We start from the raw sequence: 14,344 nt of genomic DNA on the forward strand, positions 1-14,344 counted from the left end.
ACATGCCCAGTTGGCGCGGGTTCCCCCTGCGCGAGGAGGTGCGGAGGCTGACGGGACTGCCCACCGTCCTCGCGGGCGACGCGCAGTGCTTCGCGTCCGCTGCCGCAGGAGGACGCGGCGTCGTACGTGTCGCGCGCCATCACCTCCGCGCCCTACCGTTACCAGGCCCGCATCCTGTTCCACGCGCCCCTGGAGGAGGTCGCGCCCCGGACGTCGCCGGGAGCGGGACGGCTGGAGGCGGTGGACGCGGGGACGTGCCTGTTCCTGGCCGGGTCCAACTCGCTGGACGAGCTGGCGGTCCACGTGGCGGTCAAGGGCTTCGACTTCGAGGTCCTCGACCCGCCGGAGCTGTTGCCGGTGCTGCGGGAAATCTCCGAGCGCCTCGGGAGGGCCGCGTCATAGGGTGTGGGGGTGCTCCCCATGACCGTTGACGAGGCCGTCGCCGCCGAGGAGGCCGGCTGGCGCCTCAAATACCTGTACTTCTGGGGCCATCAGCCTGCCGGCGACGGCGGCGTCGGCGCCGGGTGCCTCAGCCAGTGGTGGCCGGTCAGCTTCACCGAGGACGGCCACACGTACGCCTCGGCCGAGCACTACATGATGGCGCACAAGGCGTGGCTGTTCGGGGACGGGGAGAGCGCGGACAAGATCCTCACGGCCGGCCACCCGAACGAGGCGAAGTCACTCGGGCGGACGGTGCGGGGCTTCGACGAGGCGACGTGGGAGGCGCGCCGCTTCGACATCGTCGTACGCGGGAGCGTCGCCAAGTTCGGGGCGCACGAGGAGCTGGCGGAGTTCCTGCTCGCGACGTCGGACCGGGTCCTGGTGGAGGCGAGCCCCGTGGACCGGGTGTGGGGCATCGGCCTGGCGGCGTCCGACTCGCGCGCCGCCTCGCCAGCCACGTGGCGGGGCGCCAACCTGCTCGGCTTCGCCCTGATGGCCGCCCGCGACACCCTCCTCGCCCGGCGTCAGGAGGGGAACCCCAGGTAGCCGGGCGGCACGTGGCCGGTCAGCCACACGCCGTTGGCGCTGACGTGGAAGACGTGCCCGTCGGCGTGCATGGCGCCGGCCGCCACCGTCAGCACCACAGGGATGCCGCGCCGCGCCCCCACGCGCGTCGCGGTCTGACGGTCGGCCGACAGGTGCACGTGGTGCCGGTTCATCGGCCGCAGGCCCTCGGCTCTGATCGCCCCGACGACCCGGGCCACCGTGCCGTGGAACAGCACCTCGGGCGGCTGCACGGCGGGGAGGTCGAGGTCCACCGGCACCGTGTGCCCCTGGTTCGCCCGGATCCGGCCGTTGTCGAGGGTGTAGCGCCGCTTGTCGTTGGACTGGACGACCTCCCACAGCTCCGCGGCCGTGATCGGGAACCCGTGCTCGGCGGCGGCCCGCAGCAGCGTGTCCACCGGCACCCATCCGTGGGCGTCCAGTGTCAGTCCGATCCGCTGCGGATCGTGCCGCAGGTGCCGGGACAGGTATTTGGAAATGCGCACCATGCGCCGTTCGTTCATCACCGCCATCATCGCGGCCCCGTCAACCGGTTTCCGCCGTGTGGGCGCGGACCAGGACGTCGCCGGTCTCCGTGCGGTAGTAGAGCACCGAGCGGCCCGAGCGCCTGCGGCCCACGAGGCGCGCGTCCAGCAGGACCTTCAGGTGGCGTCCCACCGAGCCCAGGCCCTGGCCGGTGAGGGCCACGAGCTGGGTCGTGCTCTTCGGGGAGTCCAGCAGCACCAGGACACCGGCCCGGGCATGGCCCATCAGGCGGCCCAGCGCCTCCGGCGGCTCCGCCGGGGTGTCGGCGAGCGTGCCCGAGCACGGGTAGACCACCGCGGAGCGGTCCGAGTCGTCCCACGTGGCCCAGGCCTGGCGGGGCGTGACCGGGACGAACATCAGCCGGGCGCCCGTGAGGTCCCGCGGCGGGTAGTCGAAGGCGTTGATGCGCAGCCGCCCGTCCCCGAGCCAGCGCATCCCCGGGCGCAGGCCGTCCAGGGCGGCGGCCCAGCCGCCCCGGCTCAGCCGCGCCGTACGGGCGACGACGTCCGCCTCGAGGACGCGGCGGCGCCTCGGCCAGTAGGGCAGCACGGACTCCCGCCACACCCACTCCACGTGGGCGGCGAGGCGCTCCGGCAGGTCGGAGCGGTGCAGGGCGGGCGGGAGCGGGCCGCCGAGCGACTCGGTCAGGTTCTCGCGGGCCTGGGCGGGCGGTGTCTCCCGGATGCTCGCCAGCTCCTCCTCGAAGGAGGTGTCATCGCCGGTGGGCGTGGGAGTGAGGAAGTCGGCGTTCCACGTACGCCCCAGCGCGGCCCGTACGAGCAGCGCCGTGATCGGGTCGTCCGCCAGCCGCGCCCGGTAGGCCGGCAGGTGGGCGTCGAGCCACACCCGCTCGCCCGGATGCGCGGCCGTGCTCAGCTCCAGCGTCTTCAGGGCCGCGATGGCCTCCGCCAGCGGCGAGACGACGAAGCGTCCGTTCGCCAGCGTGTCCGCGCTGATCCGCCAGAACCCCAACGATGTTTCGCCTCCCCGCGAAACATTATGCGCCTCGCCCCGCCGCCATCGAGACTCCAGGATCATGCGCACTTACCGCGAGTTGTTCGGCGCTCCGGAGTTCACACCCCTCTTCGTCTCCTCCGCGGCCCAGGTGGCGGCCCAGACGGTCAGCGGGCTCGCTCTCGGCACGCTCGTCTACGCCGCCACCGGAAATCCGCTGCTGTCGGGGCTGGCGATGTTCGGCCCCGCGCTGGCCCAGGTGGCCGGGGCGGCGACGCTCCTGTCGGCCGCCGACCGGTTACCCCCGCGCGCCGCGCTGGCCGGGCTGGGGCTGGTCCTCGCGCTGAGCACGGCCGCGCTGGCGATCCCCGGCCTGCCGGTGTGGGCGATGCTCGTGATCCTGCTGGCGGAGGGCCTGCTCGCGTCGCTGGGTGGCGGCGTCCGTTACGGCCTGCTCAACGAGATCCTCGCCTCCGGCGGGTATCTGCTGGGCCGCTCCGCGCTCAACATGGCCTCCGGAGCCATGCAGATCGGCGGCTTCGCCATCGGCGGCGTGCTGGTCTCCACCCTGTCGCCGCGCGGCACGCTGCTGGCCGGCGCCGCCCTGTACCTGGTGGCGGCCGTCGCCGTGGCCGGGCTGAAGAAACACCCGCCCCGCGCGGAGGGACGGCCCTCGGCCGCCGAGACCTGGCGGAGCAACGTCCTGCTGTGGTCGTCCGCACCGCGCCGCCGCGTCTACGTCGCCCTCTGGGTGCCGAACGGGCTGGTCGTCGGCTGCGAGTCGCTGTTCGTCCCGTACGCTCCCCAGCACGCCGGCCTCCTGTTCGCCTGCGCGGCGGCCGGCATGCTGGCCGGCGACGTACTGGCCGGGCGGTTCATCCCTCCGGCGGGGCGGACCCGGCTCGTCACCCCGCTGCACCTGCTGCTCGCGGCTCCGTACCTGATCTTCATCGTGGGCCCCGCGACCCCGGTGACGGCGGCGGCCGTCACGCTCGCCTCCGTCGGGTACGCGGCGAGCCTGCTGCTCCAGCACCGCCTCATGGAGCTGACCCCGGACGAGCTGAGCGGGCACGCGCTCGGCCTGCACTCCTCCGGCATGATGGCCATGCAGGGCGTCGCCGCGGTCCTCGCCGGCCTGCTCGCGCAGCGGACCTCGCCCGCGGCGGCGATGGCCGTCCTCGCCGCGGCCTCCGTCGCCGTCACCGTGTTCCTCCCGGTACGCCCCGAGCCGTCCCCGGGTGCCGTAACCGGTCGGTCACCGGCACCTTCGGGCACGACCCGCGGAAGGCCGACGGCCTGACCGATCTGCTCGGCGTCTAGAGGCCGCTTCCGCGGGTACGGGCCAGCCATGGACAGCCTGGTCAGAGCACCTGCCGCGCACCCGTCCCGGCCGCGCGAGATCGAGGTCGAGCCGCTGCGCCGGCGGCTGGAGGAGACCGTGGACGGCGAGGTGCGGTTCGACACCGGCAGCCGCGCCGCCTACGCCCGGGACGCCTCCAACTACCGGCAGGTCCCCATCGGCGTGGTGGTGCCCTACACGCTCGACGCCGGGGTGGCGGCGGTGGCCGCGTGCCGGGCCCGCGACGTGCCGGTGCTGTCGCGGGGCGGCGGCACCAGCCTGGCCGGGCAGTGCTGCAACGTGGCCGTGGTGATCGACTGGTCCAAGTACTGCGGCACGGTGGAGTCCGTGGACGCCGCGGCCAGGAAGGTCACGGTGCAGGCCGGGGCGGTGCTGGACGCGGTCGACCACGAGCTGGCGCCGTACGGGCTCATGGTCGGCCCGAGGCCGTCCAGCCATCCGAACTGCACGATCGGCGGCATGATCGGCAACGACTCGTGCGGGGCGTCCGCGCAGGCGTACGGGAAGATGGCGGAGTCGGTGCTGCGCCTGGAGATCCTCACCTACGACGGCGTCCGCACCTGGGTCGGGCCGACGGACGACGCCGAGTACGCCAGGATCCAGGCCGGGGGCGGCCGGCCGGCCGAGATCTACCGGCAGCTCCGCGAGCTGCGCGACGACACCATGGAGCTGGTGCGCCTCCGCTTCCCCAAGCTGGAGCGGCGCGTCTCGGGCTACAACCTGGACGAGCTCCTGCCCGAGAACGGCTTCAACGTGGCCCGCGCCCTCGTCGGCAGCGAGGGCACGCTGGCGACCGTGCTCCGCGCCGAGCTGGCCGTGGTGCCCAAGCCGGCCGCGCGGGCGCTGGCGGTGCTCGGGTTCGAGGACATCTTCGCCGCCGCGGACGCCGTCCCGGCCGTCGCCCGGCACCGGCCGATCGCGTTGGAGGCCATGGACGAGAACATGTACCGGCTCGCCCGGCAGGAGCACCCCGGGGATCCCGCGCTCCAGGACCTGCCGGAGGGGGCGGGGTGGCTGCTGGTGCAGTTCGGCGGCGACACGCCGGACCAGGCGCGCGAGCGGGCCGAGGAGCTGATGCGCGACGTCGGGGAGCACGCGACGCACACCTTCCTCGGCGACCCGGCCAGGGAGGACCGGCTGTGGCGGTGGCGCGAGTCCGGGCTGGGCGTGGAGGCCTACCCGCCGACGGGGCGGCAGACGTACGAGGGCTGGTCGGACGCGGCCGTGCCGCCCGAGCGGCTGGGCGAGTACCTGCGTGACTACGCCCGGCTGCTGCGCGGCCACGGCTACCAGGACTCGGCGCTCTACGGGCACTTCGGGCAAGGGTGCGTGCACGGCAGGCTCCCGCTCGACCTGCACACCGACGACGGGATCGCCCGATACCGGGCGTTCGCGCAGGAGGCGGCCGACCTGGTGGCCTCCTACGGCGGCTCGCTGTCCGGGGAGCACGGCGACGGGCAGGCGCTGGCCGAGCTGCTGCCCCGCATGTTCGGCGACGAGGTGGTGGCGGCGTTCGGCCGGCTCAAGGCCGTCTTCGATCCTCGCAACCGGATGAACCCCGGTAAGGTCGTCCACCCGCACCGCCTCGACCAGGACCTCGCCCAGCGGCACTTCTACCCGCTCGAACCCCGGCACAAGTTCTTCGACTACCCGCAGGACCACGGCCGCTTCGGGCATGCCGCCACCCGGTGCGTCGGCATCGGCAAGTGCCGCCAGCACACCTTCGAGGGCGGGGTGATGTGCCCCAGCTACCGGGTGACGCGCGAGGAGGAGCACTCCACCCGCGGGCGGGCCCGCCTGCTGGGCGAGATGGTACGGGGCGGGCTGATCACGGACGGCTGGCGGTCGAAGGAGGTGCGCGACGCGCTCGACCTCTGCCTGGCCTGCAAGGGCTGCAGGTCCGAATGCCCGGTGAACGTGGACATGGCCACGTACAAGGCCGAGTTCCTCGCCCAGCACTACCGGCACCGGCTGCGGCCGCGCGAGCACTACTCCCTGGGCTGGCTGCCGAGGTGGGCCGCGCTCGCCTCCGTCGCGCCCCGCACGGTCAACGCCTTGACGCACGCGCCGGGGCTGTCGCGGCTGGTGAAGGCGCTCGGGGGGATCGCGGGGGAGCGGGAGCTGCCCCGCTTCGCCAGTGAGCGGTTCACCGACTGGTTCAAGCGGCGCGGCACGCCGCGGGCGGGGACGCGGGGGAAGGTCGTGCTGTGGGCCGACACGTTCACCAACAACTTCGACCCGCACATCGGGCAAGCGGCGGTGGGCGTGCTGGAGGCGGCCGGGTTCGAGGTGCACGTGCCGCCGGTGCCGCTGTGCTGCGGGCTGACGTGGATCTCCACGGGACAGCTCGCGACCGCCCGCCGGGTGCTCGCCCGCAGCGTGCGCGCGCTGCGGCCGTGGGCCGAGTCGGGGGTGCCGGTGGTCGGTCTGGAGCCCAGCTGCACCGCCGTGTTCCGCGCCGACGGACCGGAGCTGCTGAACACGCCGGACACGCGGCTCGTCTCGGAGCGGACGCTGACGCTGGCGGAGCTGCTCGAGTCGCGGGCGCCCGACTGGCGCCCGGACTCCGCAGGCGGGGAGGCAGTGGCCCAGGTGCACTGCCATCAGAGCGCCATCATGGGGTACGACGCCGACCGCGCGGTCCTCGACCGCTTCGGGATCCGCACGGAGGTGCTGAACGCGGGCTGCTGCGGACTGGCCGGAAACTTCGGCTTCGAGCGCTCGCACTACGACGTCTCGGTGGCCTGCGCTGAGGAGTCCGTCTGGCCCGCCGTCCGGTCCGCGGGCCCGGATCAGGCGATCCTGGCCGACGGCTTCTCCTGCCGCACCCAGATCGCCGCCGCCCGGACCGGCCGCCAGGCCCGCCATTTGGCCGAGCTCCTCTCCGCCGCACTCCACGATGCTTGCAAGTGATCTATGCCAGCGCTTTTAAAGGGCGTCGCAAGGAATTCCGTTCACATTTCAATCATGCGACGTCTAATCAAAATCATTTCGCCCGTCATCGCGGTCCTGGTCGCCGCCGCCGGTTTCTCCGGCACGGCCCGGGCCGCGGGTCCGGGCAGGCTCGAGGCGTATTACGCGCAGCGAGTGGCCTGGTCCTCCTGCGGCAACGGATACCAATGCGGCAAATTACGAGTGCCACTCGACTATTCGCAGCCCGGCGGCAGGCAGATTAAGATCAGCCTGGTCCGGCTGCCGGCCACCGGTAAAAAGATCGGCTCGATCGTGCTCAACTTCGGCGGCCCCGGAGTATCCGGCGTCGACTCGTTGAAAGCGAGCAAGGCGGCCGTCTCCGCCGCCGTCCGGCAGCGGTTCGACGTGGTCAGCTTCGACCCCCGCGGCGTCGGCGGGTCGGCTCCCGTACGCTGCCTGACCCCCCTCGGGCTGGACGCGTACTTCTCCACCGACCCGACGCCCGACGACGGCACCGAGGTCAAGCAGGCCAAGCAGTGGGCCAAGGCCTTCGCCGACGACTGCAAGGCCGCCTCGGGCAAGCAGCTCCTCGCGCACGTCGGCACCGGCGAGGCCGCCCGGGACATGGACGTGATGCGGGCCGCGCTCGGAGAGACCCGGCTGACGTATCTCGGCTGGTCGTACGGCACCTACCTGGGCGCCAGGTACGCCGACCTGTTCCCCACGAGGATCCGTGCCATGGTGCTCGACGGCGCGGAGAACCCGAGCCAGGCGGGCCCCGAGTTCGCCCAGTCGCAGGCCCTGGGCTTCCGGGTGGCGACGGAGTCGTTCCTGCGCGACTGCTTCAAGACCAAGGGCTGCCCGTTCCGGCAGCACTCGATCGGCGCGGCGTTGAAGAAGCTCGAGGCGCTGTACAAGCGGGCCGACCGGGCGCCGCTGCGCAACACGTACGACGGCCGGCAGGTCAGCGAGGCCGTCGCGAGGACCGGTGTGATGGCCTCGCTGTACTCCACGGCGAGCTGGCCCATGCTGCGCAAGGCGCTGACGGCGGCGTTCAAGGGCGACGGCACGTACCTGCTGCTGCTCGCCGACGACTACAACGGCCGACGGTCCGACGGCACCTACGACAACTCGTTCGAGGCGCAAATGGCCATCAGCTGTGTCGACCATCCCGAGTCGCGCTGCCCGTACTGGCCGGTCAAGGGCACCCGGTTCGCCAAGAAGGTGCGGGCCGCCGGGTCGCCGCCGATCCTGGTGGTGGGCACCACCCGCGACCCCGCCACGCCGTACAAGCTGGCCCAGCAGCTGGCCGCCCAGCTGTCGAACGGCGTGCTGCTCACCAACGACGCCGACGGCCACACCGCGTACCGCGGCGGCTCGACCTGCGTGGAGCGGCAGATCGACCGGTACCTGATCACGGCCGCCGCGCCGCGCCCCGGCGCCTGCTCAGCCAAGGCCTGAAGACGACGACACCAGTCCCACACCACGGTGTGGGACTGGTGTCGTTCGGGTCAACCCTGGCTGTGCCTGCACCTCAGCGGGGCCCCGACGGGAGAGATTGGCGGACGTAGCCGGAAATGCCCGCCCGAGGAGCCCATGGAGTCGCTGCTGATCCTGCACGCGGTGGCGGCGGTGTGCGCTCCCTGGCTGGTCAGGCGCGCGTCCCTGGCCGTGCTCGCGCTCCCTCCCGCCGCGGCCTTCCTCGCCACGGCGCTGGGGCGGCTGCCCGCGCGGGAGAGCCGGACGTGGGCGCCCCCGCTCGGGCTGGAGCTGGCCTTCCGCGTCGACGCGCTCGCCGTGCTCATGATGTCGCTGGTCACCGGCGTGGGCGCGCTGATCATGATCTACAGCGCCCGCTACTTCCCGCGGGGCGACGACGGGCTCGGGCGCTACGGCGTCTTCATGTCGGGCTTCGCCGGCTCGATGCTGGGGCTGGTGGCCGCCGACAACTTGCTCCTGCTGTACGTCTTCTGGGAGCTGACCACCCTCTGTTCCTACCTGCTCATCGGGTACGACCCCGAGAGCAGGCCGAGCAGGCGGGCCGCGATGAAGGCGCTGTGGATCACCACGATCGGCGGTCTCGCCATGCTGGCCGGGTTCGTCCTGCTCGGCCAGGCGGCGGGCACGTACCGCATCTCGGACATCCTCGCCCATCCGCCGCACGTGGGCCCCGCCGCCGTGGTGCTCATCCTGGCCGGGGCGCTGTCGAAGTCGGCGATCTTCCCGTTCAGCACGTGGCTGCCGGCCGCCATGGCCGCCCCCACCCCCGTCTCCGCGTACCTGCACGCGGCCGCCATGGTGAAGGCGGGCGTGTACCTGCTGGCCAGGCTCGGCCCCGCGCTCGGGGATGCGGCTCCGTGGCGCGAGGTGGCCGTGCCGCTCGGCGTGGTCACGATGCTGCTGGGCGGGTGGCGGGCGCTGCGCGAGACGGACCTCAAGCGGCTGCTCGCCTACGGCACGGTCGGCCAGCTCGGCCTCCTCACGGTGCTGTTCGGCTCGGGGAACGGCGGCGCGGCGCTGGCCGGCGCCGCCATGCTCCTGGCGCACGCGCTGTTCAAGGCCGCCCTGTTCCTGGTGGTGGGCATCGTCGATCACCAGGCGGGCACCCGCGACCTGCGCGAGCTCAGCGGGGGCGGCCGGTCGATGCCGTGGGTGTGCGCGGTCGCGGTGCTGGCCGGGGCGTCGATGGCGGGGCTGCCGCCGCTGGTGGGGTTCGCCGGCAAGGAGGCCGCGCTGGAGACGCTCCTGGGTACGCCGTTCGTGCTGGCGGGCGTGGTGGCCGGGTCGGCGTTGACGGCGGCGTACACGCTGCGGTTCCTGTGGGGGGCGTTCTGCGACAAGCCGGGGGTGGCGGCGCGGGAGACCCCCCGTTCGGCGCCTCGTGTGCCCGCGGCCATGTTCGGGCCCGCGGCGCTGCTGTCGGTGCTCGGGCTGGTGCTGGCACCGTTCGCGTCCTGGTACGGCCACGCCCTGTCCGGATATATCGCGACTTTTCGCGACAAGGGGCAGGAGACCCATGTGGTGCTGTGGGGAGGCTTCTCCCTGCCGCTCCTGCTGTCGGCCGTGTCACTGGCGGCCGGGGTGGCGCTCTTCCTGGCCAGGGAGCCCGTGGCCAGGGCGGGAGCGGCGCTGCACGTGCTCGACTCCGGCCAGGTCTTCTGGTCGGCGGTACGGCGGCTCGACCGCTTCGCCATCCAGCTCACCGGCCTCGTCCAGCGCGGATCCGTGCCCGACTACCTCATGCTCACCCTGTTCGCCGCGATCGGCGTCGGCGTGTTCTCCCTCGCGTCCGGCGGCCCGCCCCGCCTCGACGTGCCCGTCGTCGCCTGGCAGCGTCCCGAGCAACCCCTCGTCGCCGTCCTCATCGTGGCGTCGGCCGCGCTGGCGCTGTTCGCCCGCGCCTACATACTCCTGGGCGTCGTCGTCGGGATCACCGGGTACGGCACGGCGCTGCTCTTCCTCGTCCACGGCTCGCCCGACCTGGCGCTCACCCAGTTTCTGGCCGAGACGGTGAGCCTCGTCGTGTTCGCGCTGGTGCTGCGGCGGCTGCCGATCGGACCGGTCAGGGGGCGGCTGCCGTTCTGGTTCAGGACAGGGCTCGGGCTGGCCGTGGCCGTGGTGGTCACGGGCGCGGGCATGCTGGCGATGGGCGCGCGGACCGCCCAGCCGGTCGGCGCGCTCATGGGGGCGGCGGCCGAGCAGGCCGGGGCCAGGAACATCGTCAGCGCCCTCATCGTCGACATCCGCGCCTGGGACACCATGGGCGAGAGCACGGTGCTCGTCGTGCTGACGCTGGGCGTGACGAGCCTGGTGTTCCTGCGGCGCACGTCGTACCACATCGAGCCGGGCCCGCACGCGGCCGCCGACCGCACCCGCTGGCTGGCTGCCGCCCTCCCGCGCGGGCAGCGGGCGCTGGCGTTCGAGGTGGTGGCCAGGCTGACGTTCCGCACCGTGCTGGTGCTCTCGGTGTTCCTGCTGTTCATCGGGCACAGCGCGGTCGGTGGCGGGTTCGCCGGCGGCATCGTGGCCGGGATGGCGATCACCGTGCGCTACCTGGCGGGCGGGCGGAACGAGCTCGCCGCCGCCGTCCCGATGCACGCGGGCGTCCTCATGGGCGCCGGGCTCACGCTGTCGACGGGCACGGCGCTGGCCGGGCTGCTGTTCGGGCGGGCGGCGCTGGACCTGCTCGCCACCGACGTGACCGTCCCCCTGGCAGGCCACCTGCACGTGGGCACGGGGCTGCTGTTCGACCTCGGCGTGTACGTGTCCGTCGTCGGCATGGTCCAGGACATCCTGCGCGCCCTCGGCGCCGAACTCGATCGGCAGATCGACGCCGAGGAGAGCGCGTGACCGTCACCCTGCTGCCGTTCCTGGCCTGCGGCGCGATGATCGCCACCGGGGTCACGCTGCTGCTGGAGCGGAGCCTGGTACGCGTGCTGGCCGGCGTCATCGTCCTGGGCAACGGCGTGAACCTGCTGATCGTCACCGCCGGCGGCGACGCGGGCGCCCCGCCCTTCGTGGGCGCCCAAGGGATCGCCGACCCGCTGCCGCAGGCCATGGTGCTGACCGCCATCGTGATCACCCTGGGTGTGACCGCGTTCCTGCTGGCCCTGGTGCACCGGTCGTGGCAGCTGTGCGGGAGCGACGAGGTCCAGGACGACACCGAGGACCGGCGCGTGCGCCTGCGCGCCCGCCGGGGCGAGCTGAGCGAGGCCGTACGCGCCCGGCAGAACGCCTACCGGCGGCTGGTCGCCGAGCAGCGGGCCGAGCTGGCCCGGATGGAGGCCGAGCAGGCGGAACGGGAGCGGCTGCAGGAGGCCGACCTGGAGCGGCGCATCTCCAGGGTGCACACCGAGCTCGAGCAGTGGATGCGGGCCAGCCGGGAGGAAGGGCTGTCGGAGGAGGACATGCACCGGCGCTTCGAGGAGGCCGGGCTCCGGGACGACACGCTCGCCATGGACAACCTCGAGCGCATCGACGAGCTCCGGGAGCAGTACGCGCGGGGGCGGCAGGAGCAGGCGGCCAGGGAACGGGCGCTGCGGCGCCGGCTCAAGGCGCGGCAGCGGGAGGCGCGCCGGCAGATGCGCGCGGCCATCAGGGAGGAGCGGGAGCGCCAGGCCCTCGCCCAGGATCCCGAACTGGAAGGCGAGGACTGACCCATGCGCCCTCCAGGCCCCGCCGCCCCCTGCCCGCCCTCCGAAGGACCGCGACCCGCGCCGGTGGGGTGGGAGTGCGGGTGATCGAGCGCCTCGTGTGCCTGCCCGTCCTCCTGCCGCTGCTCGCCGCAGGGGTGAAACTGGCGATCGGCGGCCGCCTGCGCCGGGTGCAGTCGCTCATCAGCCTGGCCACCCTGGCCGTCTCGGTCGCCGTGTCGGTGGTGCTGCTGAGGGCGGCCGAGGCGCGTGGCCCGCTGGTCACCGACCTGGGCGGGTGGCCGGCGCCGATCGGCATCTCCCTGGTGGCCGACCGGCTGTCCGCGCTGGTGCTGCTGGTGTCGTCGGCGGTGACGTTCTGCGTCATGGTCTACTCGGTCGCCAACGCCTACGCCGCGCAGGAGCACGACGCCCCCATGGCGATCTTCCACCCGGCCTTCCTGGTCATGGTGGCGGGGGTGGCGGACGCGTTCCTGTCGGGTGACCTGTTCAACCTGTTCGTGGCGTTCGAGCTGCTGCTGAGCGGCTCGTACGTGCTCCTCACGTTCGGCGGCACGGAGCCGAGGATCCGGGCGGGCGCCACGTACACGCTGATGGCCCTGGCCTCGTCGATGCTGTTCCTGATCGCGCTGGCCATCACCTACGCCGCCACCGGCACCCTGTCGCTGGCGCAGCTCGCCGAGCGGTTCGCCAGGCTGCCCGACCAGGTGGAGATGCTGGTAGAGCTGACACTGCTGCTGGCCTTCGCGATCAAGGCGGCGATCTTCCCCGTGTCGGCCTGGCTGCCCGACTCCTATCCCACCGCGCCCGCCCCGGCCACGGCCGTGTTCGCCGGGCTGCTCACCAAGGTGGGCGTCTACTCGATCATCCGGCTCGAGGCGCTGCTCTTCCCCGGCGGGCCGGTGTCCACCCTGCTCATGTGGGTGGCGCTGGCCACGATGCTGGCGGGCGTGCTGGGCGCGGTCGCGCAGACCGATCTCAAGCGCATGCTCTCGTTCACCCTGGTCAGCCACCTCGGGTACATGGTGTTCGGCGTGGGCCTGTCCACGGTGGCCGGGCTGGCGGGGGCGATCTTCTACATGCTCCACCACATCACCGTGCAGACGAGCCTGTTCCTGGTGACCGGGCTGGTCGAGCTGCGCACCGGCACCACGTCGGTGTCCAGGATGGGCGGCCTGATGAGGACCGCGCCGCTGCTCGCCGTGCTGTTCTTCGTGCCCGCCATGAACCTGTCGGGCATCCCGCCGATGTCGGGCTTCCTCGGCAAGCTGCTGTTGGTGCAGGCGAGCCTGTCCCACGGCGGACCCCTGCCCGTCGCGTTCGTGGTGGCGGGCCTGATGACGAGCCTGCTCACCCTGTACGCCGTCGCCAAGACGTGGGGCAAGGCGTTCTGGGGCGCCCCGCGGGCCGTGCGGGCGGGCGCGGTCCTGGAGAGCGAGGAGTACACCGGCGAGGAGCCGACCGTCACGACGGCCGTACTCCCGGTGGCCCTGTCGGGGGCGGTGGCGGCCCTGGTCGCGATGGGGCTGTCGTTCACCGTGCTGGCCGGGCCGCTGTCGGCGCTGGCGCACCGGGCGGCCGTCGAGCTGTCGGCCCGGGAGCCGTACATCGCGGCGGTGCTCGGGAGCAGGCGGTGATGCCCCGGCTGGCGCTGGTCGCCTGGCTGGCGGTGGTGTGGGTGACGCTGTGGGGCGACCTGACGGCCGGCAACGTGCTCGGCGGGCTGGTGGCCGGGCTGGTGGTGACGTCGCTGCTGCCGCTGCCCGTCCTCGACCCGGGCATCAGGATCCACCCGGTGGCGCTGGCGGGCTTCCTGCTCTGGTTCGGCCGGGACCTGGCGGTCTCGACCGCGCGCGTGGTGCTCTGGGCGGTGCGGCCAGGCGCGCCGCCCACCCAGATCGTCCGGGTACGGCTGCGCACGTCGTCCGAGGCCATGACCGTGCTGATCATGGTCGCGCTGACGACCGTGCCGGGCAGCCTCGTGGTGGAGGCCTACCCCGAGGAGCGTGAGCTGGTCCTGCACGTGCTGGGACGCCCGGGCGACGTCACCGAGGCCGTCCGGGCGGACGTGGCCCGGCTGGAGTCGCGCGTCGTGGCGGCCTTCGGCACCTCGCGGGACAGGCAGGAGCTTCCATGACGGCGGCGCACGCGGGACAGGCAGGAGGTGCCATGACGACGGTCTATCTGGTGACGCTCGGGCTGCTCGGGTGCGCGGCGCTCGCGACGCTCTACCGGTTGGGGCGCGGGCCGACGATGCTGGACCGGTCGGTGGCGCTCGACGTGCTGACCTCGCTGTCGATGTGCGTCGTCGGCGCGTTCGCCGTGGTCATGGACGACTATTCGGACCTGCCGGTCCTGCTGGTGCTGTCGCTGCTGGGGTTCGTCGGGTCCGTGGTGCTGGCCAGGTTCTTCTCGGGCCGGTCACGATGAGGAG

At 73.0% G+C, this 14,344-nt stretch carries 12 protein-coding genes; 10 read left to right on the forward strand and 2 right to left on the reverse strand.

The genetic code is table 11. The features are described 5' to 3' along the window. Window positions 1-126: 126 nt before the first annotated feature. Both AB0J64_RS30630 and AB0J64_RS30635 read left to right on the forward strand, forming a co-directional pair. Entirely contained in the window at window positions 127-402 is a 276-nt protein-coding gene (locus AB0J64_RS30630; protein ID WP_364034286.1) for a hypothetical protein, read from the forward strand. 18 nt (window positions 403-420) lie between these two features. After that, window positions 421-987, forward strand: coding sequence for an NADAR family protein (locus AB0J64_RS30635; protein ID WP_364034288.1), 567 nt, complete (start codon window positions 421-423; stop codon window positions 985-987). On the opposite strand, the gene AB0J64_RS30640 is transcribed toward AB0J64_RS30635, so the two are convergent. Together AB0J64_RS30640 and AB0J64_RS30645 are read right to left on the reverse strand one after the other, a co-directional pair. Next, window positions 966-1,508 carry an RNA 2'-phosphotransferase gene (locus AB0J64_RS30640; protein WP_364034291.1) on the reverse strand — a complete coding sequence of 181 codons (543 nt, stop codon included), beginning with the start codon at window positions 1,506-1,508 and terminating at the stop codon, window positions 966-968. The genes AB0J64_RS30635 and AB0J64_RS30640 overlap by 22 nt on opposite strands. Before the next feature lie 22 nt (window positions 1,509-1,530). Next, window positions 1,531-2,502, reverse strand: a complete 972-nt coding sequence (locus tag AB0J64_RS30645) for a helix-turn-helix domain-containing protein (protein ID WP_364034294.1) — start codon at window positions 2,500-2,502, stop codon at window positions 1,531-1,533. A gap of 64 nt (window positions 2,503-2,566) precedes the next feature. Here AB0J64_RS30645 and AB0J64_RS30650 point away from each other — a divergent pair, with 64 nt between their 5' ends. From AB0J64_RS30650 to AB0J64_RS30685, 8 genes are all read left to right on the forward strand, one after another. Next, window positions 2,567-3,784 (forward strand): MFS transporter, encoded by a 1,218-nt coding sequence (locus AB0J64_RS30650; RefSeq protein ID WP_364034297.1) that lies wholly within the window; start codon window positions 2,567-2,569, stop codon window positions 3,782-3,784. A gap of 48 nt (window positions 3,785-3,832) precedes the next feature. Beyond that, entirely contained in the window at window positions 3,833-6,757 is a 2,925-nt protein-coding gene (locus AB0J64_RS30655) for an FAD-linked oxidase C-terminal domain-containing protein (protein WP_364034300.1), read from the forward strand. Window positions 6,758-6,811: 54 nt separating this feature from the next. Beyond that, window positions 6,812-8,218: an alpha/beta hydrolase gene (locus AB0J64_RS30660; RefSeq protein WP_364034303.1), complete on the forward strand. Its 1,407-nt coding sequence runs from the start codon at window positions 6,812-6,814 to the stop codon at window positions 8,216-8,218. A 135-nt stretch (window positions 8,219-8,353) separates the two neighbouring features. Further along, window positions 8,354-11,107: a Na+/H+ antiporter subunit A gene (locus AB0J64_RS30665; protein WP_364034306.1), complete on the forward strand. Its 2,754-nt coding sequence runs from the start codon at window positions 8,354-8,356 to the stop codon at window positions 11,105-11,107. Beyond that, window positions 11,104-11,913 carry a Na(+)/H(+) antiporter subunit C gene (locus tag AB0J64_RS30670; RefSeq protein WP_364034309.1) on the forward strand — a complete coding sequence of 270 codons (810 nt, stop codon included), beginning with the start codon at window positions 11,104-11,106 and terminating at the stop codon, window positions 11,911-11,913. The genes AB0J64_RS30665 and AB0J64_RS30670 overlap by 4 nt, the downstream gene beginning before the upstream one ends. Window positions 11,914-11,996: 83 nt before the next feature. Beyond that, complete coding sequence (locus AB0J64_RS30675; RefSeq protein WP_364034454.1) at window positions 11,997-13,547, forward strand: Na+/H+ antiporter subunit D; 1,551 nt, start codon at window positions 11,997-11,999, stop codon at window positions 13,545-13,547. Then, the gene (locus AB0J64_RS30680; protein ID WP_364034457.1) at window positions 13,547-14,047 is read left to right on the forward strand and encodes a Na+/H+ antiporter subunit E; all 501 of its coding nucleotides are present in this window, start codon (window positions 13,547-13,549) and stop codon (window positions 14,045-14,047) included. Before AB0J64_RS30675 ends, AB0J64_RS30680 begins: the two co-directional genes overlap by 1 nt. Before the next feature lie 32 nt (window positions 14,048-14,079). Next, a complete protein-coding gene (locus tag AB0J64_RS30685) occupies window positions 14,080-14,340 on the forward strand; it encodes a monovalent cation/H+ antiporter complex subunit F (RefSeq protein ID WP_344984464.1) in 261 nt (86 codons plus the stop codon). Window positions 14,341-14,344: the final 4 nt, after the last annotated feature.

It is taken from the genome of Nonomuraea sp. NPDC049695, assembly GCF_040674955.1.
Lineage (GTDB): Bacteria > Actinomycetota > Actinomycetes > Streptosporangiales > Streptosporangiaceae > Nonomuraea > Nonomuraea helvata.